The following is a 26,068-nucleotide window of genomic DNA, read 5'->3' as shown; positions in this document are numbered from 1 at the left end:
CGCACCCCGCACAGAGCAATGCCCCCGCGCCGGACGGCTCGGGGGCATTGCTCTGTGCGGGGTGCGTCCGCGGCTCGATTCAGCTCTCGCGGGAGATGCGGATCATGTCGTCGCGCTCGACGACCTTGACCCGTTCCCTGGCGCCGCCGTCGGGCAGCGGGCCGTAGGACTCCCCCAGGGAGATCTCGTGGGCGTCGAGCTTCTGCCAGCCGTCCCAGGTGGTGTACTCCACCCCGCGGGCTTCAAGCAGCTCGATCACGGCGTCCTCGGCAGGCTCCGGCGCCACGGGAAGGTGGTGCAGGTCCTCGAGCAGGCAGCCGATGGTCTCCAGCGCGTCGCCCTTGGTGTGGCCGATCAGCCCCACGGGGCCGCGCTTGATCCATCCGGTGGCGTAGATGCCGGGGACGTGGGAGCCAGCCTCGTCCTTGACCCGTCCGGCCTCGTTGACCAGCACGCCGCGCTTCTCGTCGAAGGGCAGCCCGGGGATCCCGGAGCCGAGGTAGCCTACCGCGCGGTAGACCGCCTGGACGTCGAAGACCTGGAACTCCCCGGTGCCGCGCACGTTGCCGGTGCCGTCGAGCTCCATGCGTTCGAACCGGACGCCCGCGACGGCCCCGGTGCCGTTGCCTGACTCGTCGGTGCCCTCGAGGATCTCCACCGGCTGCAGCAGGAAGTGCAGGTGGAGCCTGCGGGAGGCCTCGGCCTCGCGCTCCTCCTGCTCCACGAGCCAGTTGCCCAGGGTGTTGACCATCGTCTTGACCTGGTTGTTGGTCTTGATCGCCTCGTCGGAGCCGGCGTCGAAGTCGAAGTCCTCCTCATAGAGGACGATGTCGACGTCGCGGCTGTGCGAGAGCTCGCGCAGCTCCAGCGGGGTGAACTTCACCTGGGCCGGGCCGCGCCGTCCGAAGACGTGGACGTCGGTGACCGGGGAGGTCTTGAGCCCGGAGTAGACGTTCTCCGGGATCTCGGTGGTGAGCATGTCCTCGGCGTGCTTCGAGAGCACCCGGGCGACATCCAGGGCGACGTTGCCGTTGCCGATGACGGCCACGCGCTCGGCGGTGAGCGGCCAGTCGCGGGGGTAGTCGGGGTGGCCGTCGTACCAGGAGACGAAGTCGGCGGCGCCGAAGCTGCCGTCGAGCTCGATCCCCGGGATGTTCAGCTCGGCGTCCTTGATCGCGCCGGTGGCGAAGATCACGGCGTCATAGTGCCGGCGGAGGTCCTCGAGGCTGATGTCCTTGCCGATCTCGACATTGCCGATCAGTCGGATGTCACCGCGGTCGAGCACCTTGTGCAGCGCCTTGACGATCCCCTTGATCCGCGGGTGATCAGGGGCGACGCCGTAGCGGATCAGCCCGAAGGGGGCCGGATACCGGTCGTAGAGGTCGATGCTGAACTCAAAGTCGCTCTTCTTCTGCGCCTTGGCCAGGATGTCGGAGGCATAGACGCCTGCGGGGCCGGCACCGACGACGGCGACGCGGATGGCCCGGTCTGCTGGCCGCTGCGAGGAATTCTGGGACACGGATAGGTTCCTATCGATCGATTAACTCAGCACAGTATGCCGTATTGGGGTGAACGTCGGCGGCGAATGACTCTGTTCCCGGTCTTCTAGACTGAGGCCATGGCTGATATGTTCCTCGACAAGTTCCGCGCCCTGGTGCCCGCCTATCTCGACGCGAAGTGGACCCCTGCTGAGGGTCTCACCGTCGAGGAGCTGCGCCAGATGATCGCCGATTCCGAGCTGCCCGACGACCTCAAGGCGCGGCCGCGGCTGCCCCAGGTCCTCGAGGAGTTCTACCTGGCGCTGGGCCGCTGCGAGGAGATCATGGAGGCCTACCACTTCTTCTTCGATCCCGATGAGCTCGTCGTCGAGGACGGGCACCTGCTCTTCCTCGAGGATGAGGAGGAGCGCTGGGCCTGGGGCGTCGACGTGGACACCCTTGATGTGCCGGATCCGCTGATCGTGCGGCGCAGCAGCAACTCCGGCATGTGGAACGACGAGGGCGCCACGGTCAGCGAGTTCATCTTCGATCTCCTGGAGTTCTCCTTCGAGGAGGAGGACGCTCCGTGAGCGTCCCGGATCTGGCCCAGCTCTGGAGCTCCCACGCCCCTCCGGGCTACACCTGTCCGTTCTGCGGGCTGGCGCGCGGCGACGTCGAGGACCCGAAGAACCGCTGTGAGCTCAGCGACCTGGTCTACCAGGACGCCGACCTGATGGTCTTCATGGCCTGTGACGGGTTCGGCCCGCACGAGGGCCATGCGATGATCACCCCGGTGCAGCACCGCGAGGCGCTCTATGACCTCGACGACGAGCTGCTGGGGAAGATCGCGATCATGTCCCGCGAGGTCTCCAAGGCGATGAAGCTGGCCTGGGACCCGGAGGGCACCTCGGTGCGTCAGCACAACGAGCCGGCCGGGAACCAGCACGTCTGGCACTACCACCTGCACGTGTTTCCGCGCTATGCCGATGACATGCTCTACCGGCAGGTCAGACACCCCGTCGACGTCGAGGTCCGCGCCGAGAAGGCGCTCCAGCTGCGCGCGGCGCTGGACCAGGTCCTGGCCAGCGGCAGCTGACGCAGCTGCCGGATCCGTCGGGAGGGCTCAGCCCTCGCGCTCGACCACGGCGTCGGCGAAGGAGACCAGCGCGGACTTCACCGTGCTCTCCGGCAGCTCCTGGATGGCGTCCTTGGCCTTCTCGGCCCAGCTGTGCGCCACCTGCCAGGACTGCTCGGTCACCGGATGCGCGACGACGGCGGCCACGGTCTGGGCCAGCGCCGCATCCGAGCTGAGGTCGGCGTCGATCAGCGTGAGCAGCTCGGTCGCGTCCCGCTGGGTCTGCGGCGAGGAGCCGTCCTGCGCCTGCTGGCGCAGCAGCAGGACCGGCAGCGTGGCCACGCCCTCCCGCAGATCGGTCCCCGGGGTCTTCCCGGAGGACTCGGGGTCCGCAGTGAGGTCGATGACGTCGTCGGCGAGCTGGAAGGCCACGCCGACCGCCTCGCCGTAGTTCTGCAGCATCGCGATGGTCTGCGCGGAGCAGCCCCCGAAGAGCGCCCCGAGCCGCGAGGCGGCCGCGACGAGCGAGCCGGTCTTGTCCCCGATCACGCCCAGGTAGTGGGCGTAGGCGTCCTCACCCTCCTGCGGACCGACGGTCTCGTGGAGCTGTCCCATCACGAGTCGCTCGAAGGTCTGCGCCTGGATCTCTGAGGCCTCGAGCCCGAGCTCGGACATCAGCCGTGAGGCCCGGGCGAGGATCAGGTCACCGGTGAGGATCGCCACGGAGTTGCCCCACACCTGGTGGGCGGCGGGAGCCCCGCGGCGCACCGGAGCGGAGTCCATCACGTCATCGTGGTACAGCGTGGCCAGATGGGTCATCTCCATGACCGCGGCGGCCCGCCGGACGCGTTCGTCGACGCCGTCGCCGAGCATCGAGGTCAGCACCGTGAGCAGCGGGCGGACCCGTTTGCCGCCGGCCTGGGCGAGGTAGCGCGCGGAGGCGTTGACCAGCTCATCGGCGCTGGCCAGCGAGCCGAGGAGATCCTCCTCGACCTGGGAGAGCGCCTCGGCGACCTCGGCGGCGAGCGCCTCGTCGTCGGCCAGCACGTCGAACCCTGCCGGAAGCTTCGCGGTCAGGGGATCAGCTGCGGATTCAGTCATCGGTGTCTAGCCTATCCAGGGTCAGGACGCGGGGAGGGCGCGGGGCTTGGTGGCGTGATGAATCGCGACGATTCCGCCGCTGAGGTTCCGGTACTTCACCGCGGCGTAGCCGGCGGCTGAGATCTCAGCGGCCAGGTGGTCCTGATCGGGCCAGGCGCGGATGGACTCGGCGAGATACACGTAGGCCTCCGGGTTGGAGGACACGGCCCGGGCGGTCGGCGGCAGCGCCCGCATCAGGTACTCGTTGTAGACGGTGTTGAAGACCTTGTTCGTGGGGTCGGAGAACTCCATCACGGCCAGGCGTCCCCCGGGCCTGGTCACGCGCAGCATCTCGCGCAGACCAGCCAGCGGATCCACGATGTTACGCAGTCCGAAGGAGATCGTGACGGCGTCGAAGGTGTCATCGGCGAAGGGCAGGTTCATCGCGTCTCCGGCGATGAAGGTCATATCCGGGCGGCGCCGCTTGCCCACCTGGAGCATCCCCAGCGAGAAGTCGCAGGCCACGGCCTCGGCGCCGGCGTCATGAAAGGGCTCGGTGGAGCTTCCGGTGCCTGCGGCGAGGTCGAGGACCCGCTCACCTGGGGCGACGGCGAGCGCGGCGACGAGCTTCTTGCGCCAGCGCTTGGTCTGGCCCAGCGAGAGCACGTCGTTGGTGATGTCGTAGCGGTCGGCGACCTCATCGAACATCGAGGCGACGTCCTCGGGCTTCTTCGCGAGGCTTGCGCGGCTTCCAGTGGTGGGGCGATTCACCTTGGCATTCTCCCACATGCGCGGATCGCTCCCGCCGCCATGTCCTAGACTTGTCCAGCCATGACAGCGCTCCCGGGTTCCCTCGACGTCACCACGCTGGTGGTGGACCTTCCCAGAGGAACCACACTGGCCGACATGCTGCCGGCGCTGGATCCCAGCGGAGCCTGGCTGCTGCGCGGTGAGGGACTGATCGGTCTGGGCTCCGCGGCCCACGTGAGGACCCGCGGCGCCGAGCGCTTCGCGGAGCTGGCGGAATGGCACGAGCAGCACCTGGCCCCGCTGGCGCAGGAGTCGCAGCTGCCTGCCGAGCTGATCGGGATCCCCGGTGCGGGTCCGGTGGCGCTGACCTCGATCACCTATTCCTCGACCTCGGCCGCGGACTCGCACCTGATCCTGCCCGAGCTGATCCTCGGCTCCTTCGAGGGCACCGCGTGGATCACCGCCGTGGTCCGCGCATCGGCGCTGGATGAGACCTTCGAGGCCGAAGACGACGACGCCGCGATGCTGCGTCGGGTGCATGGCCTGCTGGCCAAGCATTCCCTGCAGCTCAAGGACCGCCGGCTGAGCCTGGTCACTGCAGGAACCGAGGTGCAGGCGAGCCGATCCGGCGGCGCTGCGGCGACATCCCTGATCCAGGGCACCCATTCGGAGCAGCACTATCTGCGCGCGGTCCGCGCCGGAGTCGGGGCCATCGGGCACCGCCGGCTCGAGAAGCTGGTGCTGGCCCGCGACGTCGTCGTCGCCGCCGATGCCCCGCTGCCCACCGGTCCGGTGCTCGCCGCGCTGGCCGCCGACTACACCGACTGCTGGACCTATCTCGCCGGCGACGTGCTCGGAGCCACCCCCGAGATGCTGGTCAAGATCCGGGGCCAGGAGCTCTCCGCCCGGGTGCTGGCCGGCACCGTGGATGGCAGCACCGGACTGCAGCGGGCCCGCACCCTGCTGCTGGAGGACCCCAAGCAGCGCGACGAGCACCGGCTGGCTGCTCAGTCGCTGCTGGACCAGCTGGCTCCGGTCGCGCAGCACCTGCACGCGCAGGATCCCCCGGCGGTGCTCCAGCTGCCCAACGTCTTTCATCTCTCCACCGATGTCACCGGTCGGCTGACCGCGCAGACCCCGGCGCTGCTGGTCGCCGAGCGCGCCCACCCGACCGCCGCGATCTGCGGCACCCCCACGGCGACCGCCGCGGAGCTGATCTCCACCCTGGAGGGGCTCGATCGCGGAGCGTTCTCCGGGCCGGTGGGCTGGATCGACGCCTATGGCAACGCGGACTTCGGCATCGCGCTGCGCGGCGGGATCCTGGAGGAGCAGGGCACCCAGGTCAGGCTCTTCGCCGGCTGCGGGATCGTCGCGGGCTCGGACCCCGAGGAGGAGCTCGCCGAGACCTGGGCGAAGATGCGCCCGATGCTCGGCGCCCTCGGCGTTCACCAGCCCTGACCCCGCCACCCGGCGGGCTGCGTCTCAGGCCGGCTGTCAGGCTGCCTGTCGGCCGGCCTGCCGGAGCGCCGTCATCGCGCTTCGAGGATGGTCTTCAGGTTGGCGAGGTTGCTGGTCGTATCGCGCTGGTACATCAGCGCCACCAGTGGGTCGGCGAATCTGCCGAAGAAGCCACCCATCGCCTCGGTGGTCCCGTCATAGTGGACCTCCGTCGACTCCCCCACCGGCTGGAGCGAGTAGGTCACTTCGAAGGCGAACGGCGCTTCCACGGTGCGGAAGACGAACCTCTCGGGACGCTTCACCTCGGTGATCTCCGCCTCCCACTGCAGCTTCTTCCCGGCCACCTTCACGGTTCCTCGGGAGTGATCCCCCACCGCAGGATCATCGCCCCAGTCGGCCTCGAACTCCTGGAGTCCTGACTGCCAGATCTGCTGCGTCTCGGGGTTCACGAGGTACGCGAACACCTCCTCCGGCGGTCGGTCGATGATCACTGTTGAATGAAACTCAGGCACAGCGTCCTCCTCGACACTGCTGCTTCCACCTGCCCACGGTCACCGCGGCGACCTCCGTGGCTGTGACCTGGATCCAGCGTGACCCGCTGAGCGGCCTCGTGCAAGGGTGCACGCACCGCGACGCGCGACTCGGAGACCCGGGCTCAGAGTTCTGCGGCGGCGGCGCGGAGTCTGGCGTGGAAGTCGCGCAGCGCGGTCCGGTCGGTGCGCACCTCGATGATCCGGATGCCCACGCGGTCCTCGAGGCCGCCGAGCCCCTCTCCCAGGGAGTCGAGATCCTCCGCGTAGTGGTAGTCGTGGCCGTAGGCATCGGCGAGCGCCTCGATGTCCACGGTCTGCGGCGTGCCGAAGAACCGTTCCACCGCTTCCGCCTGGCCCTCCCGGCGCCCGACGGCCCCGTGCTCGAGCTGGTCGAAGATCGCGCCGCCGGAGTCGTTGACCACGACGATGTCCAGGTCGGGCTCCCGTTCCGTGGCGGGAAGCAGCAGCGCGTTGACGTCGTGCAGGAAGGTCAGATCCCCCACCAGGGCGGTGACCCGGGTGTTGTGCGCCAGCGCGATCCCAGAGGCGGCCGAGAGGTTGCCGTCGATGCCAGCCAGCCCACGCATCGCGTAGACCCGGCGGGTGTCGTCGCGGGTGCCCAGCACGGTGCGGTTGAGCACCGCGGCCAGGTCCACGTCGCGGATCACCGAGGAGGAGCCCAGCAGCAGCGGGGTCTTCACGGTCTCGGCCACGAACTGCGCCACCCGCACCGAGGAGAGCTCCCCCTGGGCGAGGGCCTCCTGCTCGGTCAGCGCCGCGTCGATGAGGCGCTGCGCGCCGAGTCCGCGCTCGGTCCAGGAGTCGTGCCATCCCGGAGGGGCCATCTTGGCGAACTGCGCCAGGGTGAGCACATCGGGCAGCTGCCGGCGGGCGAGCCGGTGGTCGAACCAGGCCTCTCCGCCGGGTGCGTACTGGACCGCCTCGACGTCGTCCCGGTTGATCAGCTGCTGGACCGGTCGGGTCAGCGTGGGCCGACCGGCGACGACGACGCGTTCGACGCTCCCCGCCAGGACGCTGGCCGGGGAGCCCTCCGGCGCCTGCAGGATCAGCCGGTAGCCCTGGATCGTGCCCAGGTCGCTCCAGCGCGCATCGCTGCTGGGCTCGGCCAGCAGCGGGTGTCCGAGCCGACGGGCCAGCTCGCGAGCCTCGGCCGGGGCGTCGGCCCCCATGACGAAGACGGTCCGGGCGACGCCCAGGCCGGCCTCGAACCTGGCGGCAGCCGCTGCCGGTGATTCCGCGGCCGACTCAGCAGCTGACTCAGCCGACTCAGGGGTCGTCTGGGCTGCGCGGCCCTGCTGGGGCTCCTCGCCCATGATCTCGCTGCCGATGATCTCGGCGCGCAGCTGTTCGGCGGAGTCGGTGCCCCGGCTGCGCGGCAGGAAGGGGGTCCGGGCCCAGCGCTGAGCCCCGCCCTGGTGGCCCTCCCCCGGGGCGGACGGGACCAGCGGATCGCGGAATCCGATGTTCAGGTGCACCGGCCCGGGGGCGGACCCGGTGGCCACGCGCAGCAGCAGCCCCACCTGGGTCTCGGCGGCGAGCATGTCATCGCGGGACTCCGGCTCCAGCCGGGCCTCGCCCTGTTCCAGATGGATCTCATCGCGCACCCGCCCGGCGAACATGCCCTGCTGCCAGGTGGTCTGGTTCGCGCCGGTGCCGTGCAGCTCCTCGGGCCGGTCTGCGGTGATCGCCACCAGCGGGATCCCGGAGAGGTCGGCCTCCATCATCGCGGGCAGCAGGTTTCCGGCCGCGGTGCCGGAGGTGGTCACGATCCCGGCCGGGGACTTCGTCGCCATGGCGATCCCGAGTGCGGTGAAGGCGGCGGAGCGCTCATCGATGCGCACGTGCACGGTGATCGCGCCGAGCTCCTCGGCCTCGCGCAGCGCATACGCCATCGGCGCCGAGCGTGAGCCTGGGGCCAGCACGATGTGGCGCATGCTCATGGTCAGCCCGCGGATCACCCGGCGGGCCAGCCGCAGGGACTCCACGTCATAGGCGTCGTCGAACTCGCGGAACGGGCGCCGGGGTGTGGTCATGGGGTCAATCCTAGAAGCTCTCCGGCGAGCACCCGGTGGGCGGCGTGCAGCCGCTGGACCCACCATTGCCTCCGGTCCGCACTGACCCGGTGCTGGTGCAGCAGAGCCGGGGACGGCTCCACCGCACCGGGGACCGTCAGCACCCCTGCGGAGGGGATCAGCGGCGCCTCCAGCACGTCGTGTTCGAACAATGCCGCGGTGCCGAGCCCGCAGGCATAGGGCAGGCTGGGCAGCCGGGCGGCCAGTGCCAGGCCCGCCGCGAGGCCCACGGAGGTGTCCAGGGCGGAGGAGACCACCGCATCGAGACCGGCCTGCTCCACGATCTGCAGCGCTCGCTCCACCCCGCCCAGCGGGGGCACCTTGACCACGATCAGGTCCGCGGCGCCGAGCCTGGCCACCCGCAGCGGGTCCTCGGCCTTGCGCACTGCCTCATCTGCGGCGATCCGCAGCGGGGCACCGTCGGGGGAGCTGATTCCCGCGGCGGCGAGCGCCTCCCGCAGCTCGGCCAGCGGCTCCACCCCGGCCACCGGCTGTTCGGCGTATTCGAAGTTTCCGCCGGAGACCTCGGCGAGCCGGGCCAGCGCCGGGACCGCTTCGGCGATGCTCCATCCGCCGTTCGCGTCGGCACGCAGCCCGGCCCGCGGTGCGAGCCGGCGCACCTCGCGGAACCGGGCGACGTCGTCGTCGAGGGTCTGGCCGGGCTCGGCGACCTTGATCTTGACCGCCGGGATGGAATCCACCGCGCCGAAGCGGGTCAGCACCGACTCCACCTGGTCCGGGGACACCGCCGGCATGGTGGCGTTGATCGGGATCTGGCTGCGTCTGGGCTTCCCCCAGCCCTGCCAGCCGGCTTCGAGTCCGGCGCGCAGCCACTGCGCGGACTCGGCAGCCGCATACTCCGGGAAGGGGGCGAACTCGCCCCATCCGGCCGGCCCGCGGAACAGCATGGCCTCGCGCCGGGTCTGCCCGCGGAAGCGGGTGCGCAGCGGCAGCGACACCACATGCGCCTGAGCCAGGATCTCGTCGAGCTCGGGGAGCTGCCAGCGGACGGGGAGCCTGGCGGGGTCCGGCGTGTGGTGATCCATGACGTTCAGTGTAGGCAGAGGCGAACCTGCGATACTGGTGCACATGTCAGCTGCCCGCGCGCTTCGTCCCCCGGCCCGACGCACAGGCCTGTGGATCATCGGAATCCTGGTCTGCTGCGCGGTCTTCATCGCCGTCTATGAGTACTTCGTCCGCTCCACCTCGGGACAGTGGGTGGAGTACGCGATGCTCGACGCCGCGGCAGAACGGGTGACCCCGCTCTCGGCGCGCGGATTCGACCTGTGGTGGCTGAGCCCGGTGATCGTGGCGCTGCCGGCGGTGGTCTTCCTGGTGATCGTGCTGGCCAGGCAGCGCTTCCTGGCGGGACTGATCGCGGCCGTCTCGGTGGTGGGGGCGAACCTCTCCACCCAGGTGCTCAAGAACGTCTGGCTGGACCGCCCCGACCTCGACAACGGCGTCCCGTTCTGGACCGGAAACTCCCTGCCCTCTGGACACACCACCCTGGCCGCTTCGATGGCGGTCGCGGTGTTCCTGGTCAGCTCCCCGCGGCAGCGTCCGTTCGTCGCAGTCCTGGCGGCCTTCTACGCCGGGCTGGTGGGCGCCTACACCTTCACCGAGACCTGGCACCGCCCGGCCGATGTGATCGCGGCGTACCTCGTCGTGGCCGCCTGGGCGCTGATCGGCGGCTGGCTGGTCATGCGCACCGGTCCCGAATGGAACACCGCCGTGGTCGACTACGAGCCCGAGACCGCCCCGCTGGCCGGACTCGCCTGGTTCCTCGGCGTGACCCTGACCGTGGTGGCAGTGCTGTGCTTCCTCTTCTCCGGCGGCTGGAGCGGGGTCGCCCTCGCCGGGGAGGAGCCCAGCCTCTGGCACTGGTTCGCGGGGCTGCTCTTCTCCATCGGCCCGGGCTTCCTGATGGCCGCGGCCGGCATCAACCTCTTCGGCGCCGAGACCGGCCGGCGCCAGCGCGGCGCCCCGGTCCCGTCCCCGAAGGGCGAGGCCGTGCAGTACCCGATCCCGCCCGAGTTCAGCGAGCTCTACCGGGTCTGAGCCCTTCCGGATCCGGGCTTGACCGGATCCGGGCTCTGCTCAGCGTCCGCGCAGCCGGGTGATCAGCTCGCGGGACTCTCCCGGCCCGTAGGGCACGATCGGGATCGCCTTGGTGGCGTCGTTGACCGCGTCCCGGATGGCCTGGGAGGAGACGTTGTAGCCCTGCTGCATCCGCCGTCGCATGGATCCGACGAAGTCGGCGTCGACCTCGTGCCCGTGCCCGGGGATGAACCGGCTGTAGGTGCCTGACATGGAACCCAGCCGGCCGAGCGAGCGGACCCATTCCTTGGGGTAGGAGTCGTGGAACTCCGGGTCATCGCCCTCGCGGACCAGGTCGCCGCAGAAGATGATCCCGGTGGAGCCTTCGGCGCGGACACCGACCACCAGATCGCCCTGGGTGTGGCCCCGGCCGAGATGCTCGACGACGACGTCGACGCCGCCTCCCAGCGGCAGGGTCACCGGGTCTGCGGAGACCAGCTCGGTCGCGGTCTCCACCTCCGCGTCGGCATGGGCGAGGATGCGCTGGACCCCCTCGCGGAGCAGCAGCTCGTTGGCCCCGATATGGTCGGGATGACCGTGGGTGTTGACCACCACGAGCTCGGCGGAGCTGAGCTCACGCACTGCTGCCAGCAGCGCCTCATGGTCGCCGTCGGCCGGACCCGGGTCGACGAGGACCGCAGTGTCCTCCCCCAGGATCAGCCCGACGTTAAGCGGAGTGGGACCCCCCAGCTCGGCGAGGAGGACATGGTCGTCCAAGCGGCGGAAGAGTGCGGATTCGGGAGCGTGGTCCATCGTGATCACCTTCTGTGAAACCGTAGGTCCCCCCATTCTGCCTCACCTTCCGAACACAGCCTGGGAGGACGCTTGGGGCGCCGTGGGCGGTAGAGTCGGGCTCTTATGACTAACGAAGATCTCCTCTCATCGATCAGCCTGATCGAGGACACCGCATGGACCTGGCTCGGCATCCCGGTCATCGTCGCGGTGGGCCTCTATCTCGGCTTCCGCACCCGGCTGGTCCAGCTGCGCCACATCCCCGACATGTTCCGGGCCATCACGGACAAGGCCACCAGCGACGAGAGCGGCCGCACCCGGTCGCTCTCCGCCTTCCAGACCTTCACCATCACCGCCTCCGCCCGCGTGGGCACCGGCAACATCGCCGGAGTCGCAGGCGCGATCGCCATGGGCGGCCCCGGCGCCGTGTTCTGGATGTGGCTGATGGCCATCTTCACCTCGGCGGCCTCCTTCGTGGAGTCCACCCTGGCTCAGCTCTACAAGGTCCGTCGCTTCGACACCTTCAAGGGTGGGCCCGCCTACTACATCGAGCGCGGGCTCGGTTCACGCTCCGGCGGCATCGTCTTCGCGGTGATCTTCATCTTCTGCTTCGCGCTCTCCTTCACCTCGCTGCAGTCCAACACCATCGTCGACGCCGCCACCGGCGCGGCGACCGAGCTGGGCATGGACGACACCACCGGCATGGTCTGGATCCTGGCCGTGGTGCTGGCCGGACTCACCGGACTCGTGGTCCTCGCCGGTCTGCGGCGGGTGGCCCAGGTGAGCCAGCGGGTCGTGCCGATCATGGCCATGGCCTACATCCTGCTCGGCCTGGTCGTGGTCGCGTTCAACATCGAAGCGATTCCCGCAGTCTTCGGGATGATCTTCGGCGAGGCGTTCAACTTCACCTCCGCCGCGGGCGGCGCCTTCGGCGCGATGATCATGGCCGGAGTCCAGCGCGGGATGTTCTCCAACGAGGCCGGGATGGGCTCGGTGCCCAACGTCGCGGCCACGGCGGACGTCTCGCATCCGGTCAAGCAGGGGCTGGTGCAGACCCTGGGCGTCTACCTGGACACGCTGATCATCTGCTCGGTCACCGCCTTCATCATCCTGGTGACCTTCCCGGACGCCGCGGTCCGGGCGGAGACCAACGTCGGCGGCGAGCTCACGCAGGCGGCGCTGGTCTCGAACTTCGGGACCTTCGGAGCGATCGCACTGGCGGTGATCATCCTGCTGCTGGCCTTCACCTCGATCCTGGGCAACTACTCCTACGGCGAGATGAACGTGCTCTTCATCTCCAACACCGAGACCAGCCGCAAGATCTACGCAGCGGCGCTGACCGTCGTCGTCTTCCTCGGCGCGATCATCCCGGTGGACCTCGCCTGGGCCATCGCCGGTGTGACGATGGTCATCATCGCGCTCTACAACCTGGTGGTGATCACCCTGCTCGGCGGCACCGCCGTGCGGCTGCTGAAGCACTATGAGGCGCAGAAGCGACAGGGCCTGGAACCGCTGTTCCTCGCCTCTGACATGCCGGATCTGCGCAACATCGAGTGCTGGACCGAAGCAGACATGGCCGATCACCGGGTCGGGCCGAGCACCGGCTCGGCACCCCTGTCAGACACCCAGCGCACGCACTCCTCCCGCTGAGCCGTGCGGCAGAATGGCCGCATGCCCCGACACCAGAGAGACCCGGCCTTCCACCTCGAGCGGTGGGCGGCCGGGTTTCTGCTGTGTGTGGCGCTCTTCGGGGTGCTCTACCTCGGCGCGGTGCGCACCGGCCCGGGTCAGCTGCTGGACCAGATGATGCAGCGCACCGCCGCCGGCACCTGGAACCCGCTGCCCACGCTCAATGCCCATCGAGAGTGGGTCACCGTGTGGATCCTGCTGCCGCCCGCGCTGGCCTGCGCGGCGCTCGCGCATCAGCGCGGACCTCACCGGCGCTGGATCATCCTGCTCTGCGGGGCGGCGGTCGCGCTGGGCTCGAACATCACCACGCAGGTGATCAAGCTGATCTGGTCGGGACGTCCGGTCCTGGTGGGTCTGAGCGAGGACTGGCCGGCGAACTCGCTGCCCAGCGGGCACACCACCATGGCGGCGGGCGCCGCGGCGGCGGCGTTCTTGATCTGCCGACCTCGGGACCGCGCCCTCTGGGGCGTCCTGGCCGGAATCTGGGCCGCCGGCTGGGGCGGCTACATCTTCATCGAGGGCTGGCATCTGCCCAGCGACATGATGGCCGCCTACCTGGTGGTGGCGGCCTGGACGCTGCTCGGCGGGGCCGTGGTGCATCACGTCGAGGCCAAGGACGCACAGCTGGCGCCGCTGCCGGCGGAGCCGGGAATCCCCGGCGGACGGCAGGCGGGGCTCTGCCTGACGGTCGGGACGATGGGCACCGTCATCGGGCTGGCGGCGCTGCTGGGACCGGTCGCGCGCCACGGTCTGACCGAGGCGACGGCCTCATCCTCGCCGTGGCTGTTCATGGCCGGAGCGGCGCTCTCCAGCGCCCCGGCGTTTCTGCTCAGCGCGGTGCTGATCCCGCTGTTCTCCAGCGAGACCAAGCACCTGACCCGGACGGCCCGGAGGCGCTGACCCCCGCAGCGCCTGAGCGGCCCCATGCCCGAGCGACCGGGTGCCCAGCGGGCAGACAGAACCGCCCGGTCCACAGGTGGACCGGGCGGAGGACGACGGGGGCGCAGCCCACGTGTCAGGAGTCTGGTGAGGCCTCGGCGGGTCTCAGCGGGGGCGGTACTGGTTCATGATCGGGCAGTCCATCGGGTCGGCGTAGCCGAGGCCCACCCGGTTCAGGTAGGTGATGACCATGCCGTAGGACTGGACCAGGCCGGTGGCGGTGTAGCTGATGCCCTTCTCGGCGCAGAACTCCTCGACGATCGGCTTGACCTTGTGCAGGTTCGGGCTGGGCATCCGCGGGAAGAGGTGGTGCTCGACCTGCAGGTTCAGCCCGCCCATGGCCACGTCCATGGCTCGTCCGCCCTTGATGTTGCGCGAGGTCAGCACCTGGCGGCGCAGGAAGTCCATGTCGGAGTCCTTGGGGATGATCGGCATGCCCTTGTGGTTGGGGGCGAAGCTGCCGCCCATGTAGACGCCGAAGACCAGCAGCTGGATGGCGAGGAAGCCCAGCGCCAGGCCGGGGCTCATGGCCATGAAGATCAGCACCGGGAAGCCGATCAGGCGCACGGCCAGCATCGCCAGCTCGGTCTTGCGGCGCTTGAGCTTCGGGGCGGTGAACACGGTCTTGAGCGCGTTGTAGTGCAGCGCGAAGGCAAAGAGGGTCAGCAGCGGGAAGAACATCCAGCCCTGCCGACGGGCGAGCCAGCCCATGAATCCGGTGCGCTTGGCCGCGTCTTCGGCGACGAAGACCAGGGCGCCGGGGGCGATGTCGCCGTCCTTGCCGATGGTGTTGGGGTTGGCGTGGTGCTTGCCGTGCTTCTTGGTCCACCAGGCGTAGGAGAGACCGACGATGAGGTTTCCGGTGACCCGGCCGAACCACTCGTTGCGCTTGCCGGTGCGGAAGACCTGCTGGTGGGCGCCGTCGTGGGAGAGGAAGGCGACCTGGGTGAGCAGGATGCCGAAGAACGCGGCGACGGCGAGCTGCCAGAGGCTGTCACCGAGGGTGAACATGGCCACGAAGGCGCCGGCGAAGGCCAGGGTCAGCACGATCACTCGGGCCACGTAGGCCGAGGCGCCGCGGTCCATCAGGCCCTCGTCCTTGACCCGCTGAGCGAGCTCGAAGAATTCGTTGACCTGCTTGTTACCGGCTGGGCGCGCCCGCTCGGGGCGGCCCTGCACGGCCTCCGAGCGTGTCTCAGTGATTGTCATGCTTCCACGTTATCGAGCTGAGATCTCCGGTGCGTCACCCGGCGGAGCCATCTTCACCCCCTACGCGGGTAGGGGGTCGACCCGGGTCACAGCGGGAAGGCGGCGCGGATGAAGTAGCCGCCGTCCGGGGTCTCCCCGGTCTCCACGGTGCCGCCGACGGCGCTGACCCGCTCCCGGATCCCCTCCAGCCCCAGGCCGGCGCCCGGTGCGGGCACGGACACCGGATGCGGCGGCGCGGTGTTGCGCACCTGGATCAGCAGATGCCGGGTGTCTGCGAACTCCCGGGAGTCCTCGCCGATCAGCTCGGCGCTGACCTCGATGGTGGAGGACGGCGCGTGGCGCAGCGCGTTGCTCAGCCCCTCCTGGACCATCCGATAGGCGGCGAGCCCGACGGCGGAGGAGGCCTCCACGACGTCGAGCCCGGTCACCCTGATCGGCGTGCCGGAGGCGCGGGTGGCCTCCACCAGCGAGTGGATCTCCGCGAGCCCCGGCGTCGGCCCGGTCGGGGCCTCCTCCTCGCTGCGCAGAGTGCCCAGCAGCATCCGCATCTCGCCCAGCGCCTGGCGCGAGGACCGGGCGATCTCCTCGAACTCCTGCTGCGCCTCGGGGGAGATGGAGCTGAGCCGGTACCGGGCGGTGGCGGCCTGCACGCTGATCACCGACATGGAGTGCGCGACCACGTCGTGGAGCTCGCGGGCGATCCGGTTGCGCTCCTCGAGCTCGCGGCGGCGTCGGCTCTGCTGGGCGCTGGTGCGTTCGGAGACCTCGAGCCGGTCGGCATCGCGGATCCACTGACGGGTCAGGCTGCCCAGGACGGCGACTCCCACCCCCACCGAGGCGAACACGATCCCGGTGCCGACGGCGCCGTCGGGAAGCTCCGGGGCCGCCATGACGATGGCCGCGGCGGTCAGCAGCGCGCTGGCGGCCCAGCCGCTGGCCGCGCAGTACCAGGGCTGGCGCAGCGCCGCGACCAGGATGACGCCGCACTGGATCAGCATGGCGGTGACCGGCCAGGGCCAGATCCCCACCCCGGCCTCGGCGGTGGCGCCCATCAGCGCGGCCGAGACCATCACGGAGGCGCCGATCCCGGCCCAGGGCAGCTTCAGCGTGAGCACCAGGCTCAGGCAGTGCGCCAGGGTCAGGATCAGGGCCAGGGCGGGGTGGATCTCGTAGACGGTGGTGGTCAGCGGCCAGGCCACGACGAAGAGCACGACCGCGGCGAAGCAGATGCCGATCCAGGACCAGGCGGCGGCGCTGAACGAGGCCGAGGACTCCGCGATCCGGGCCTCCGGGCGGCCGGCGGCGGCGCGGGAGAGCGTGCGCTCCAGGGGATGCGCCTGCGGGTGCTCCAGCGGGATCAGCCGACCCCGACCGCCGGCGCCGAGCAGGCTGGTGGCCAGCAGCGCGTCCAGCGCCGCCAGTCCGCGCATCACAGCGGGCAGGGTTACCAGGAAGACCACGCCGAGGATGAAGAACACCGCCGAGTCCAGCACGTACTGCCAGAACGCGGTCGCCGGCACCAGGGCGGGACCGATCAGCTCCAGCAGCCGGATCAGGCCGCGCTCGCCGGGGATGAACCGGGACCAGAAGAAGTAGGTCAGCCCGACCGGGCCCATCAGGATCCAGAGGATCGCCACCACGAAGGTCACCAGCCGCACCGGCAGCGCGAGAATCATCTCGAAGATCAGGTCCAGCCAGCGGCGCGGGTCCGCCACCGGGCGCAGCCGCCCGGAGAGCCCTGGATCCCTGGGGCGATAGCTCACCGGCGCCAGCTCGGCACCCCAGATCTGCAGCCGGCGGCGGGAGAGCTCGGCGAACTCCGAGGCCGTGACCAGCGCGAGCGGGAGCACCAGGGCACCCACCCACAGCGGCGCCGTCGCGATCGAGACCGCCAGCAGGGTCAGCAGCAGGCTGGCGCCGAAGAGCGCGATCGGCAGCCCCGGGAGCACATAGGCGCTGTCCCGCAGGAGCCGGCGGGTCAGCGATTCGGGACGGGGGCTGTGCACGGGGGGTGATCCTGGGCTGGAAGGCATGGTGAACTCATCACATCACAGGCATCGGGGAGCACGGTACCGGGGTAGCGTTGACGCATGCCCTCCGCCGTCTCCGCCGACTCCCCCGCCGATCCTCCCGTCTCGTTCTCAGGAGAGTCCATCCGAGTGCTGATCGTCGATGACCAGTCCATGATCCGCGCCGGGTTCGCCGCTCTGCTCGACGCCCAGGTGGACATCACCGTGACCGGCACCGCCGCCGATGGTGAGGGCATCGAGGACGTCGTGCGCAGCACCACCCCCGACGTCGTACTGATGGACATCCGCATGCCCAAGGTCAACGGCCTCGAGGCCACCCGGCAGATCCTCAGCATGGAGGGGACTCCGCCGCGGATCCTGATGCTGACCACCTTCGACGCCGACGAGTACGTCTTCGACGCGCTGCGCGCCGGGGCCAGTGGCTTCCTGCTCAAGGACGCCACCCCCGAGGAGCTGGTCCAGGCCGTCCGGGTGGTGGCCGACGGCGACGCGCTGCTCTCCCCCAAGATCACCCGCACCCTGATCGCCGACTATGCGGCCCGGCCCACCGCCACCCCGGTCCAGGCCCGGCTGCTCTCTGAGCTGACCGATCGGGAGGCCGAGGTGATGACCGCCGTCGCCCGGGGACGCTCGAACGCGGAGATCGCCGCTGAGCTCTACCTCGCGGAGCAGACTGTGAAGACCCATGTCTCGCGGATCCTCACCAAGCTGGCGCTGCGCGACCGGACGCAGATGGTGGTCTACGCCTATGAGTGCGGGCTGGTGCGCGCCGGGGAATGAACCGGGGAGCGAGTCGCGCTGCGGCGGTCTGATTGAATGGCCGCATGTCTGAATCAACTGCTCCGCAGGCGAAAAAGGTCCCCACCGAACGCACCCATCACGGAGACACCTTCGTGGATCACTATGAATGGCTGCGCGAGAAGGACTCCCCCGAGGTGCTGGAGCACCTGCGAGCCGAGAACACCTACGCCGAGGCGGTGACCGGAGCGCAGAAGCCGCTGCGCGAGGCGATCTTCAACGAGATCAAGCACCGCACCGTGGAGACCGACCTCTCGGTCCCGTCCCGGCGCGGAGACTGGTGGTACTTCACCCGCACCATCGAGGGCGAGCAGCACCCGGTGTACTGCCGGGTCGCGGCCGGCACCGCCCGCGATGCGGACACGTCTGCCAGCCAGGACGGCGCAGCGACCAGCGAGCCCGACGCCGGCGAGCGCGGGTCCTGGACCCCGCCGCAGGTCGAGGCCGGCGTCGTGCTCCTCGGTGAGGAGACCTTCTTCGACACCAACGCTGAGGCGGCGAAGCACCCGTTCTACCAGCTCGGCGGGATGTCGCTGAACGCCGAGGGCACCCTGCTGGCCTACTCCGAGGACACCTCCGGAGACGAGCACTACACCGTGCGCTTCCGTGACCTGACCAGCGGGCAGAATCACCCGGAGCAGATCAGCAACGTCCACGGCGGTCCCGTGCTGGAGCCCACCGGCGCACGCGCCTACTACATGGTGGCCGACGCCGCCTGGCGGCCCTACCGGCTCTACATGCACACCCTCGGCACTCCCGCCGAGCAGGACCGGCTGATCCTGGAGATCACCGACGAGCAGCTCTGGACCGGCGTCGGGCTTTCGGCCGACAAGCGCGAACTGGTGATCATCTCCGGGAACTCCGAGTACGACGAGTCCCGACTGCTCGACGTCACCGACCCGCAGGCGGAGCCGGTGCTCCTGATCAGCGCCGAGCGGCGGCTGCTGCACAGCATCGACCCCATCGAGGTCGACGGCGAGCGCCTGCTGCTGATCACGCACAACCAGTCCGGGCCGAACAACGCCCTCTCGGTGACCACCGCCGCGGCGCTGACCGCGCAGTCCGCGGACACCGGCTCGGCTGCGAGCGCCGACCAGCCGCTGGACCTGGGCCGAGCGGTGCTGCCACACGAGGAGACGGTCAAGCTCGAAGGCGTGAGCGTCACGGCCGCGCAGATCATCGTGGCCGCCCGCCGGGACACCGTCGAGTCCATCCAGCTGCTCAGCCTGGACACGCTCCGGGCGGCGCTCGCCGGGGCCGAACCGGTGCTGACCTCCACCCTGCCCGGCCCGGCCTTCGACGACGAGCTCTACACCTGCGCGGTGATCGCCGCGGAGTACGAGGCGCCGCTGTTCCGGGTGGCGTACGAGTCCTGGCTGACCCCGACCCGGATCTATGACATCGACCATGCCACCGCGGAGCCGGTGCTGCGCCGGGAGACCCCGGTCAACGATGTGGATCTGGGGGCCTACCGCTCCACCCGGATCTGGGCGCCGAGCGGGGACACCCGCGCGGACGGCTCCGCGATCGAGGTTCCGGTCACCGTGCTGCATCACCGCGACGTCGTCGCCGACGGGACCAATCCGACGCTGGTCTACGGCTACGGCTCCTATGAGATGAGCATGGATCCCAGCTTCGGGATCCCGCGGCTGTCGCTGCTGGATCGCGGCATCGTCTTCGCGATCGCGCACATCCGCGGCGGCGGCGAGCTGGGGCGCGGCTGGTACGAGGACGGCAAGAAGCTGAAGAAGACCAACACCTTCACCGACTTCATCGCCGCCACCGACCACCTGATCAGCCAGGGCTGGGCGGATCCGGCCCGGGTCGCGGCGCTCGGCGGCTCCGCCGGCGGGCTGCTGATGGGCGCGGTGGCCAATATGGCGCCGGAGAAGTACGTGGCGATCCTGGCCCAGGTGCCGTTCGTGGACAACCTGACCACCATCCTGGATCCGGAGCTGCCGCTCTCGGCGCTGGAGTGGGAGGAGTGGGGCAACCCGATCACCGACCCCGAGGTCTACCGCTACATGAAGTCCTACGCGCCCTACGAGAACGTCCGCGAGGTGGCCTACCCGGCGATCGCCGCGGTCAGCAGCCTCAACGACACCCGGGTGCTCTACGTGGAGCCGGCGAAATGGGTGCAGGTGCTGCGCGAGGCTCAGCGGGGCGAGGCCCCGGTGGTGATGAAGATCGAGATGGACGGCGGCCACGGCGGCGCCTCGGGTCGGTATGAGACCTGGAAGGAACGTGCTTGGGACTACGCGTTCATCGCGCACCACCTGGGTGCGAGCGAGCGCCTCCGATGAGCGCAGACGAGGTGGACCCGGCGTTCGCTTGGGTGAGCGACCCGGAGCTGGTGGCGATCTACGACGTGGAGAACTCCGGCGGCTGGGACCACGAGTTCTATCTGGAGCTTGCCGAGGAGCTCGGTGCCGAGCAGGTGGTCGACATCGGCTGCGGCACCGGGGTGTTCGGGATCCTCCTGGCCGGGCAGGGCATCTCGGTCACCGGGGTGGACCCTTCGGCGGCGATGATCGACGTCGCCCGCGCCCGGACCGCTGCCGCCGCAGATGCCACCGACTTCGCCGCGCGGCTGAGCCCGCCGCCGCACTGGATCCATGGCTTCGCCGATCAGCTTCCCGCGCAGTCCGCGGACCTGGCTGTGATGGAGGGCCATGTGGCGCAGTACTTCCTGTCCCGCGCGGACTGGGAGGCGGTGCTGGGCGAGGCATTCCGGGCGCTGAAGCCCGGCGGGCACCTGGCCTTCGAGGTGCGCAACCCGACCGCACTCGAGCTCGACGCCTGGGACCCGGAGTCCACCCGGGAGACCCATCCGCACCCGGCCGGCGGTGAGTTCACCTCCTGGATGGAGATCGCCGAGATCACCGAGGACCGCGCAGAAGGAGCGCTGATCACGGCTCGGGCGCACAACATCCTGCCGGATTCCCGCGTGATCATCGCCGAGGAGACCCTGCGCTACCGCCCGCTGAATGTGCTCCGCCAGACGCTCAGCGCCGCCGGGTTCCTCCCGGTGCAGATTTGGGGCGACTGGGACCGCGAGGAGCTCACCGAGGACTCCCCCGAGATGATCTTCCTGGTCCAGAAGCCCGCCTGATCCGCCTTTCAACTGATCAGCGGCGAGATCTGGTCAACGACGCACCGCCCGGGCGGACTGCCCGTGCGGTGCTGTGCGGGCCAGCGGCTCGCCGTCGAGGCTGAGCACGAACCCGGATTCGGAGTCGTCCTCGCCCGGGAGCTGCTCGCCGATGCCCGCCAAGACGTGGAGCCCCTCATTGCTGACCCAGCGTGCACCCGAGGCCTCCACCTGCCGGCGGAACCGCAGCCTGTCCTCCCGGCTCAGGTAGGCCAGGACCGCGGTGTGGAAGACCACCGGAGTCATGGCCGCCGGCACCTGGTCGAGGACCTCGACGAGTCGGTCATTGAGGTCTCCTGCGAACAGGCTGGGCGGTGCCTGCGCCACCAGAGCGGCTCCCGCGGAGATCCGGGGGATCCGGTGCTCCATGCCGGGCCAGATCAGCGCTTCCAGCCAGCGCAGATCGTGCGGCGCGGTGACGTCGAGCGGGTTCAGGTCGATCCCGGCACGATGCCCCACCTGCGGAAGCCCCGCGGGGGGCGTCAGTCCATGAAGTTCGCAGGACAGCTCCACGGTGCTGCGCAGCTCACCCGGAGCCGGGGCCAGCAGCACCTCGGCGTCGTCCTGGCTGCGGTAGCGCACCGGCCACGCGTCGGGGTAGAGGCAGAGCCCGGCGGAGGCGCCGACCTCGATCAGCGCCAGTGGCGCCGGCTCCTGCGCCTGGATCTGCGCGAAGGCCAGATTCAGCGTGGCGATCCGCCCGGGTTCGTTGGTCTGGGTCGCGCGCTCGAGCATGGTGGCCTCGATCTGCGGCCAGCGGGCGAGGATCTGGGCGGCCGCCGCCGACCAGTCCGCCGCCTCGACATCGTGCAGCCGGGCCGCGGCGAAGAGCAGGTTCGCCTGCCGCTTGGCGGGTGGGAGCCGCAGGAGTCTCTGCAGCATCGCTTCGTCGTCCGCCACCCCGAGGGCCCAGGCGGCGTAGCGAGCCGAGACCCCGGCCGCCTCCACCCGGGCGAAGTGGAGGTAATAGGTCCGCAGCTCCTCGAGGGAGGCCTGGTCAGGGGTGGTCAGCCCGGGCAGTTCACGCATCGGGGCAGCCGCTCAGCCGACCGGCCAGCGTTCCTGCCGGTAGGCCGAGTCCCAGAACATCCACTCGAACTGGCTGGCCCGGCGATAGGCGGCGTGCATCGCGGCCAGCGTCTCCTCGCTGGCGGTCGAGGCGAGGTCATCGAGGACCCGCTTGGCGGCCTCGGTGAGCTCATGGAACTCCGGGTCACCGTAGGCGCTGATCCAGTCTGCGTAGGGGTGGCTCTGGAGGTCGCCGACCCGCGCCTTGAGTCGAGTGCCGACGTCGTCGTAGATCCAGAAGCAGGGCAGCACCGAGGCCGCGAGCACCGGCAGCGAACCGGCCGAGGCCAGGGCGAGCTCGTAGGAGGTGTAGGCCACGGTGGTCGGTGAGGGCTCGACCGCGGAGAAGTCGACCACGTGGGTGGCGTGCAGCGCGCGCTCCTCCTCGATCGCTCCGGCGGCCGCCCGGGACCAGAACATGATGTGATCCGGGTCGGTGGACTGCACGGCGCAGGCCGCGAGCGCCCGGGCATAGTCGGTGAGATACAGCGCGTCCTGGCCCATGTAGTTCTCGAAGATCTCCCGCGGCAGCGACCCGTCTTCGAGCTGCTGCAGGAACGGCAGCGCGTCGATCTTCGCGCGGATCGACTCCGTGCTGGCCCAGGCTTGTTCGGTGAAACGTCTCGCGTTCATGCTCTCCCTCTCCGCTGCCGCCTGCTCAGCGGCAGCGACTGTGACTGTGATCCAGGTCTAGTCTTCCTCAAATTATCGTAGAGCTTTCCGAAGATCGTCGGGCTCTAGCTCTACGATCGGCCACAGCGCTACGACAATGTGACCAGGGGCGACACCCCTGACGTGCCCGACGACGGCGCACTCGTGCTCCTCGGTAGACTCCCCCTGTGACCGGATCCGATACCCCCAGCAGCCCGACCGTCCCCAGCCTGCCCACGAAGGTCTCCGACATCTTCGACCCGTGGCAGTGGCGCACCGTGGAGGGCTTCGACTTCACCGACGTCACCTATCACCGACGCGTGCAGCGCGACGAGGCCGGCAAGATCACCGCTGATCTGCCGGCGGTGCGCATCGCGTTCGACCGCCCCGAGGTGCGCAACGCGTTCCGCCCCGGGACCGTGGATGAGCTCTACCGGGCGCTGGACCATGCCCGGATGACCCCGGATGTGGGCGCGGTGCTGCTGACCGGCAACGGCCCCTCGCCGAAGGACGGCGGGCACAGCTTCTGCTCCGGCGGGGACCAGCGCATCCGCGGCCGCGACGGATACCGCTACGCCGAGGGTGACACCGCCGAGACCATCGACCCGGCACGCGCCGGCCGGCTGCACATCCTCGAGGTGCAGCGACTCATCCGCACCATGCCCAAGGTCGTCATCGCCGTGGTCAACGGCTGGGCGGCCGGCGGCGGGCACTCGCTGCACGTGGTGGCCGATCTGAGCATCGCCTCTCGGCAGCACGGGAAGTTCAAGCAGACCGACGCCACCGTCGGCTCCTTCGACGCCGGCTACGGCTCGGCGCTTCTTGCCCGCCAGGTGGGCCAGAAGAAGGCGCGCGAGATCTTCTTCCTCGCCCGGGAGCACTCCGCCGAGGAGATGGTCGCCGTCGGCGCCGTCAATGAGGCAGTCGACCATGAGCACCTCGAAGAGGTCGCACTGGGCTACGCCACCGACATCGCCCGGCAGTCCCCGCAGGCCATCCGGATGCTGAAGTTCGCGTTCAACGCCCCCGACGACGGCCTCGCCGGCCAGCAGGTCTTCGCCGGGGAAGCCACCCGCATGGGCTATATGACCGACGAGGCAGTGGAGGGCCGGGATGCGTTCCTGGCCAAGCGCGAGCCCGACTGGTCTGAGTTCCCGTACTACTACTGATGCAGATCACTTCTCCCGTCGGGGCGTCCTCGTGACGCTGCGAGGGGGCCCTCCTGCAGTGGTGGGGCGGACACCGGGTGCCGAGGACCGCAGACGACCGATCCCGCGACGCATAGACTCCAGACCAGGCGATGAACGCGGCGTCATGGCCTTCAATGCGCGGATGCGCGGACAGGACACGGGTCTGGGATGAACTCGAACGAAGTCACTCTGCGATTCCTTGCCGCCCCCACGGACCGCGGCAAGGCCGGGTCCGTGGACGCCGGTCGGGTGCTGGAATGGGTGGACAAGGCGGCCTTCGCTGCGGCCACCGGTTGGTCCGGCAGCTACTGTGTGACCGCCTACGTCGGCAACATCCACTTCCACGATCCGGTCCAGGTCGGCGAGATGGTGGAGGTCACCGGCACCGTGCTCTATACCGGCCGGACCTCGATGCATATCCAGACGGTGGTCCGCTCAGGCGACCCCAAGACGGGCTCGCTCGAGGAGCGCGCCCGCTGCCTCGTCATCTTCGTGGCGGTGGACGCGAACGGGCACGCCACTCCGGTGCCGGAATTCGTGCCCGACACCCCGGAGCAGGAGCGTGCCCGCGACTACGCCATGTCGCGCATCCCCATCCGCAACGCCATCACGGCGGCGTTGAAGAACCAGCGCTACACGGACGCGGGCACCGCCGAACGCGTCACGCTGCGTTTCCTGGCAGAGCCGACGCACGTCAATTGGGGCGGCAAGGTCCACGGCGGCGTCGTCATGGAGTGGATCGACACCGCCGCCTACCTCTGCTCGTCACGCTATTGCGGCCGAGACACCGTGGCGGTGTTCTCTGGCGGGATCCGCTTCACCCGCCCGCTGCTCATCGGGGACCTCGTCGAGGTGGAAGCCCGACTGATCTACACCGGCAACAAGGGCATGCATATCGCCGTGGAGGTCCGCTCCGGAGACCCCAAGGGCGAGGAACTGACTCCAACGACGAATTGCATCACGGTCATGGTCGCCCGTGACGAGGAGGGGACGGCTGTCCCCGTTCCCCCGTGGGAGCCGGTCACTGACGAGGATCGTGAACTCTGGACACATACCCGCACGCTGCTGGAGATCCGTAGCCGCGCCCCCGGCAGTCGACTCCCTGACCACCTACTGCACGAAGCTCAGTAGCAGAGCCCGGTGAGGTCGAGGGGCACACCTGAGCTCACCCTCGTTTGCTGGTTGTCACAGTCCCCTCGGCCGGCGCATCATCTCACCCTGGGCTGCACCCCTCCCGAGCGACGTGGCGGATCCACCGGGCCCTCGATCGGCTCACGCGAGCCTGAAACTGGGCGCAGCCCTCCATCTCGGAAGCTCGATGACTGGCGTCATTCCCACAACGCTGGAGAGCGGCGCATCTAGCCCTTGGTGACCTCGCGCAGGAAGGCGACGTGGCCTTCGAACACCGTCGAGCCGGCAACCGTCATCTCAACCCAGGTCTTCGTGCGCCCGCCCAAGGTGAGCCCCTTCTGGAGGCGAATATATCCGATCTGCGCCAGCTGCTTCAGGTGTTTGCTGAGCGTCGGATCGCTCACCTGAAGGGCGTCCCGAATGACCGCGAAGTCGGTGGCCCCCAATCGGGCAAGCATTCCGCAGATGCGGAGCCTGACGACCCCGCAGCACAGTTGCCGCACCGGCGAGCAGAGCCGTGGGCCACAACGCCCACTCAACCTCGAACTGGGCATAGGCCACCCCCGTTAGCTTCTAAGGACACCGTTTCTCCGGCAGGATAAGTGGTGTTGGCCGGTCCGGTCTCTGGGCATGATCGTTTACCCCCAGTCACCCCATGATCCGGGGGGTGTTGTCACCCAGAGGCTGGTCGCGGCGGAGCATGGATCGCTGATAGAGGCACGACGCCCCGGCGCAGGATGACAGCGTTGAGGGCTTGTTTTCTAACGTGGATGCCGAGCATGACCCGCCCACCGACTGCCCTGAACTGTTCTGGGTTCGGACTGGATGACTGACCGCCGCAGGCGCCCTGCCCGCAGCGGTGACCAGCTTCTGAAAAACGACAGGAGAAGCTCGTGGCCTGGGAGCATCAGGACTT

Annotated in this window: 23 protein-coding genes; 11 read left to right on the top strand and 12 right to left on the bottom strand. The window is 69.5% G+C overall.

Features of this window, described 5'->3' with window-relative positions; all coding sequences use genetic code 11:
* Positions 1 to 79 precede the first annotated feature (79 nt).
* The gene (locus tag BCL67_RS01650) at positions 80 to 1,519 is read right to left on the bottom strand and encodes an FAD-dependent oxidoreductase (protein WP_106121745.1); all 1,440 of its coding nucleotides are present in this window, start codon (positions 1,517 to 1,519) and stop codon (positions 80 to 82) included.
* A gap of 99 nt (positions 1,520 to 1,618) precedes the next feature.
* Here BCL67_RS01650 and BCL67_RS01645 point away from each other — a divergent pair, with 99 nt between their 5' ends.
* On the top strand, positions 1,619 to 2,068 hold the full coding sequence (locus BCL67_RS01645) for a hypothetical protein (RefSeq protein WP_106121744.1): 450 nt from the start codon (positions 1,619 to 1,621) through the stop codon (positions 2,066 to 2,068).
* Positions 2,065 to 2,574, top strand: coding sequence for an HIT family protein (locus BCL67_RS01640; protein WP_106121743.1), 510 nt, complete (start codon positions 2,065 to 2,067; stop codon positions 2,572 to 2,574). Before BCL67_RS01645 ends, BCL67_RS01640 begins: the two co-directional genes overlap by 4 nt.
* A 27-nt stretch (positions 2,575 to 2,601) precedes the next feature.
* Here BCL67_RS01640 and BCL67_RS01635 read toward each other — a convergent pair whose 3' ends face one another.
* Positions 2,602 to 3,654 carry a polyprenyl synthetase family protein gene (locus tag BCL67_RS01635; protein ID WP_106121742.1) on the bottom strand — a complete coding sequence of 351 codons (1,053 nt, stop codon included), beginning with the start codon at positions 3,652 to 3,654 and terminating at the stop codon, positions 2,602 to 2,604.
* A 21-nt stretch (positions 3,655 to 3,675) separates the two neighbouring features.
* Positions 3,676 to 4,404, bottom strand: coding sequence for a demethylmenaquinone methyltransferase (locus BCL67_RS01630; RefSeq protein WP_258174672.1), 729 nt, complete (start codon positions 4,402 to 4,404; stop codon positions 3,676 to 3,678).
* 60 nt (positions 4,405 to 4,464) lie between these two features.
* Here BCL67_RS01630 and BCL67_RS01625 point away from each other — a divergent pair, with 60 nt between their 5' ends.
* Complete coding sequence (locus BCL67_RS01625; protein ID WP_106121740.1) at positions 4,465 to 5,841, top strand: isochorismate synthase; 1,377 nt, start codon at positions 4,465 to 4,467, stop codon at positions 5,839 to 5,841.
* A gap of 71 nt (positions 5,842 to 5,912) precedes the next feature.
* On the opposite strand, the gene BCL67_RS01620 is transcribed toward BCL67_RS01625, so the two are convergent.
* From BCL67_RS01620 to BCL67_RS01610, 3 genes are all read right to left on the bottom strand, one after another.
* Positions 5,913 to 6,353, bottom strand: a complete 441-nt coding sequence (locus BCL67_RS01620; protein WP_106121739.1) for an SRPBCC family protein — start codon at positions 6,351 to 6,353, stop codon at positions 5,913 to 5,915.
* 143 nt (positions 6,354 to 6,496) lie between these two features.
* The gene (menD, locus tag BCL67_RS01615) at positions 6,497 to 8,428 is read right to left on the bottom strand and encodes a 2-succinyl-5-enolpyruvyl-6-hydroxy-3-cyclohexene-1-carboxylic-acid synthase (RefSeq protein ID WP_181255851.1); all 1,932 of its coding nucleotides are present in this window, start codon (positions 8,426 to 8,428) and stop codon (positions 6,497 to 6,499) included.
* Complete coding sequence (locus BCL67_RS01610; protein WP_106121916.1) at positions 8,425 to 9,513, bottom strand: o-succinylbenzoate synthase; 1,089 nt, start codon at positions 9,511 to 9,513, stop codon at positions 8,425 to 8,427. Before BCL67_RS01610 ends, menD begins: the two co-directional genes overlap by 4 nt.
* A 43-nt stretch (positions 9,514 to 9,556) precedes the next feature.
* Between BCL67_RS01610 and BCL67_RS01605 the strand changes: the two genes are divergently transcribed.
* The gene (locus BCL67_RS01605; RefSeq protein WP_181255850.1) at positions 9,557 to 10,525 is read left to right on the top strand and encodes a phosphatase PAP2 family protein; all 969 of its coding nucleotides are present in this window, start codon (positions 9,557 to 9,559) and stop codon (positions 10,523 to 10,525) included.
* Positions 10,526 to 10,564: 39 nt separating this feature from the next.
* Here BCL67_RS01605 and BCL67_RS01600 read toward each other — a convergent pair whose 3' ends face one another.
* A complete protein-coding gene (locus BCL67_RS01600) occupies positions 10,565 to 11,317 on the bottom strand; it encodes an MBL fold metallo-hydrolase (protein WP_181255849.1) in 753 nt (250 codons plus the stop codon).
* Between the two features lie 105 nt (positions 11,318 to 11,422).
* On the opposite strand from BCL67_RS01600, the gene BCL67_RS01595 reads away from it, so the two are divergent.
* Together BCL67_RS01595 and BCL67_RS01590 are read left to right on the top strand one after the other, a co-directional pair.
* A complete protein-coding gene (locus BCL67_RS01595) occupies positions 11,423 to 12,946 on the top strand; it encodes an alanine/glycine:cation symporter family protein (protein ID WP_106121735.1) in 1,524 nt (507 codons plus the stop codon).
* 21 nt (positions 12,947 to 12,967) lie between these two features.
* Positions 12,968 to 13,885, top strand: a complete 918-nt coding sequence (locus BCL67_RS01590) for a phosphatase PAP2 family protein (RefSeq protein ID WP_106121734.1) — start codon at positions 12,968 to 12,970, stop codon at positions 13,883 to 13,885.
* A gap of 144 nt (positions 13,886 to 14,029) precedes the next feature.
* Here the strand turns inward: BCL67_RS01590 and BCL67_RS01585 are convergent, their stop codons facing one another.
* Together BCL67_RS01585 and BCL67_RS01580 are read right to left on the bottom strand one after the other, a co-directional pair.
* Positions 14,030 to 15,133 carry a fatty acid desaturase family protein gene (locus BCL67_RS01585; RefSeq protein WP_106121733.1) on the bottom strand — a complete coding sequence of 368 codons (1,104 nt, stop codon included), beginning with the start codon at positions 15,131 to 15,133 and terminating at the stop codon, positions 14,030 to 14,032.
* 86 nt (positions 15,134 to 15,219) lie between these two features.
* Positions 15,220 to 17,139: a sensor histidine kinase gene (locus tag BCL67_RS01580; protein WP_181255848.1), complete on the bottom strand. Its 1,920-nt coding sequence runs from the start codon at positions 17,137 to 17,139 to the stop codon at positions 15,220 to 15,222.
* Positions 17,140 to 17,223: 84 nt separating this feature from the next.
* Here BCL67_RS01580 and BCL67_RS01575 point away from each other — a divergent pair, with 84 nt between their 5' ends.
* The 3 genes from BCL67_RS01575 to BCL67_RS01565 are packed head-to-tail and all read left to right on the top strand — an operon-like array spanning position 17,224 to position 21,073.
* Positions 17,224 to 17,943 carry a response regulator gene (locus tag BCL67_RS01575; RefSeq protein WP_106121731.1) on the top strand — a complete coding sequence of 240 codons (720 nt, stop codon included), beginning with the start codon at positions 17,224 to 17,226 and terminating at the stop codon, positions 17,941 to 17,943.
* A gap of 44 nt (positions 17,944 to 17,987) precedes the next feature.
* Positions 17,988 to 20,264, top strand: coding sequence for a S9 family peptidase (locus BCL67_RS01570; RefSeq protein ID WP_106121730.1), 2,277 nt, complete (start codon positions 17,988 to 17,990; stop codon positions 20,262 to 20,264).
* Positions 20,261 to 21,073 (top strand): class I SAM-dependent methyltransferase, encoded by an 813-nt coding sequence (locus BCL67_RS01565; RefSeq protein WP_106121729.1) that lies wholly within the window; start codon positions 20,261 to 20,263, stop codon positions 21,071 to 21,073. Before BCL67_RS01570 ends, BCL67_RS01565 begins: the two co-directional genes overlap by 4 nt.
* A 33-nt stretch (positions 21,074 to 21,106) precedes the next feature.
* On the opposite strand, the gene BCL67_RS01560 is transcribed toward BCL67_RS01565, so the two are convergent.
* Together BCL67_RS01560 and BCL67_RS01555 are read right to left on the bottom strand one after the other, a co-directional pair.
* Positions 21,107 to 22,141, bottom strand: a complete 1,035-nt coding sequence (locus tag BCL67_RS01560; RefSeq protein WP_106121728.1) for a DUF2332 domain-containing protein — start codon at positions 22,139 to 22,141, stop codon at positions 21,107 to 21,109.
* A 12-nt stretch (positions 22,142 to 22,153) separates the two neighbouring features.
* A complete protein-coding gene (locus BCL67_RS01555) occupies positions 22,154 to 22,813 on the bottom strand; it encodes a TenA family protein (RefSeq protein WP_106121727.1) in 660 nt (219 codons plus the stop codon).
* A gap of 206 nt (positions 22,814 to 23,019) precedes the next feature.
* Here BCL67_RS01555 and BCL67_RS01550 point away from each other — a divergent pair, with 206 nt between their 5' ends.
* Both BCL67_RS01550 and BCL67_RS01545 read left to right on the top strand, forming a co-directional pair.
* Positions 23,020 to 24,000, top strand: a complete 981-nt coding sequence (locus BCL67_RS01550; protein ID WP_258174671.1) for a 1,4-dihydroxy-2-naphthoyl-CoA synthase — start codon at positions 23,020 to 23,022, stop codon at positions 23,998 to 24,000.
* A gap of 189 nt (positions 24,001 to 24,189) precedes the next feature.
* The gene (locus BCL67_RS01545) at positions 24,190 to 25,152 is read left to right on the top strand and encodes an acyl-CoA thioesterase (protein WP_106121726.1); all 963 of its coding nucleotides are present in this window, start codon (positions 24,190 to 24,192) and stop codon (positions 25,150 to 25,152) included.
* A gap of 227 nt (positions 25,153 to 25,379) precedes the next feature.
* Here BCL67_RS01545 and BCL67_RS01540 read toward each other — a convergent pair whose 3' ends face one another.
* The gene (locus tag BCL67_RS01540) at positions 25,380 to 25,706 is read right to left on the bottom strand and encodes a transcriptional regulator (protein ID WP_106121725.1); all 327 of its coding nucleotides are present in this window, start codon (positions 25,704 to 25,706) and stop codon (positions 25,380 to 25,382) included.
* Between the last annotated feature and the right edge of the window lie 362 nt (positions 25,707 to 26,068).

Source organism: Nesterenkonia sandarakina, assembly GCF_003003175.1.
GTDB classification, from domain to species: domain Bacteria; phylum Actinomycetota; class Actinomycetes; order Actinomycetales; family Micrococcaceae; genus Nesterenkonia; species Nesterenkonia sandarakina_A.
The sequence above is the reverse complement of the archived record's forward strand: the minus strand, read 5'-3'. Positions and strand labels throughout refer to the sequence as shown.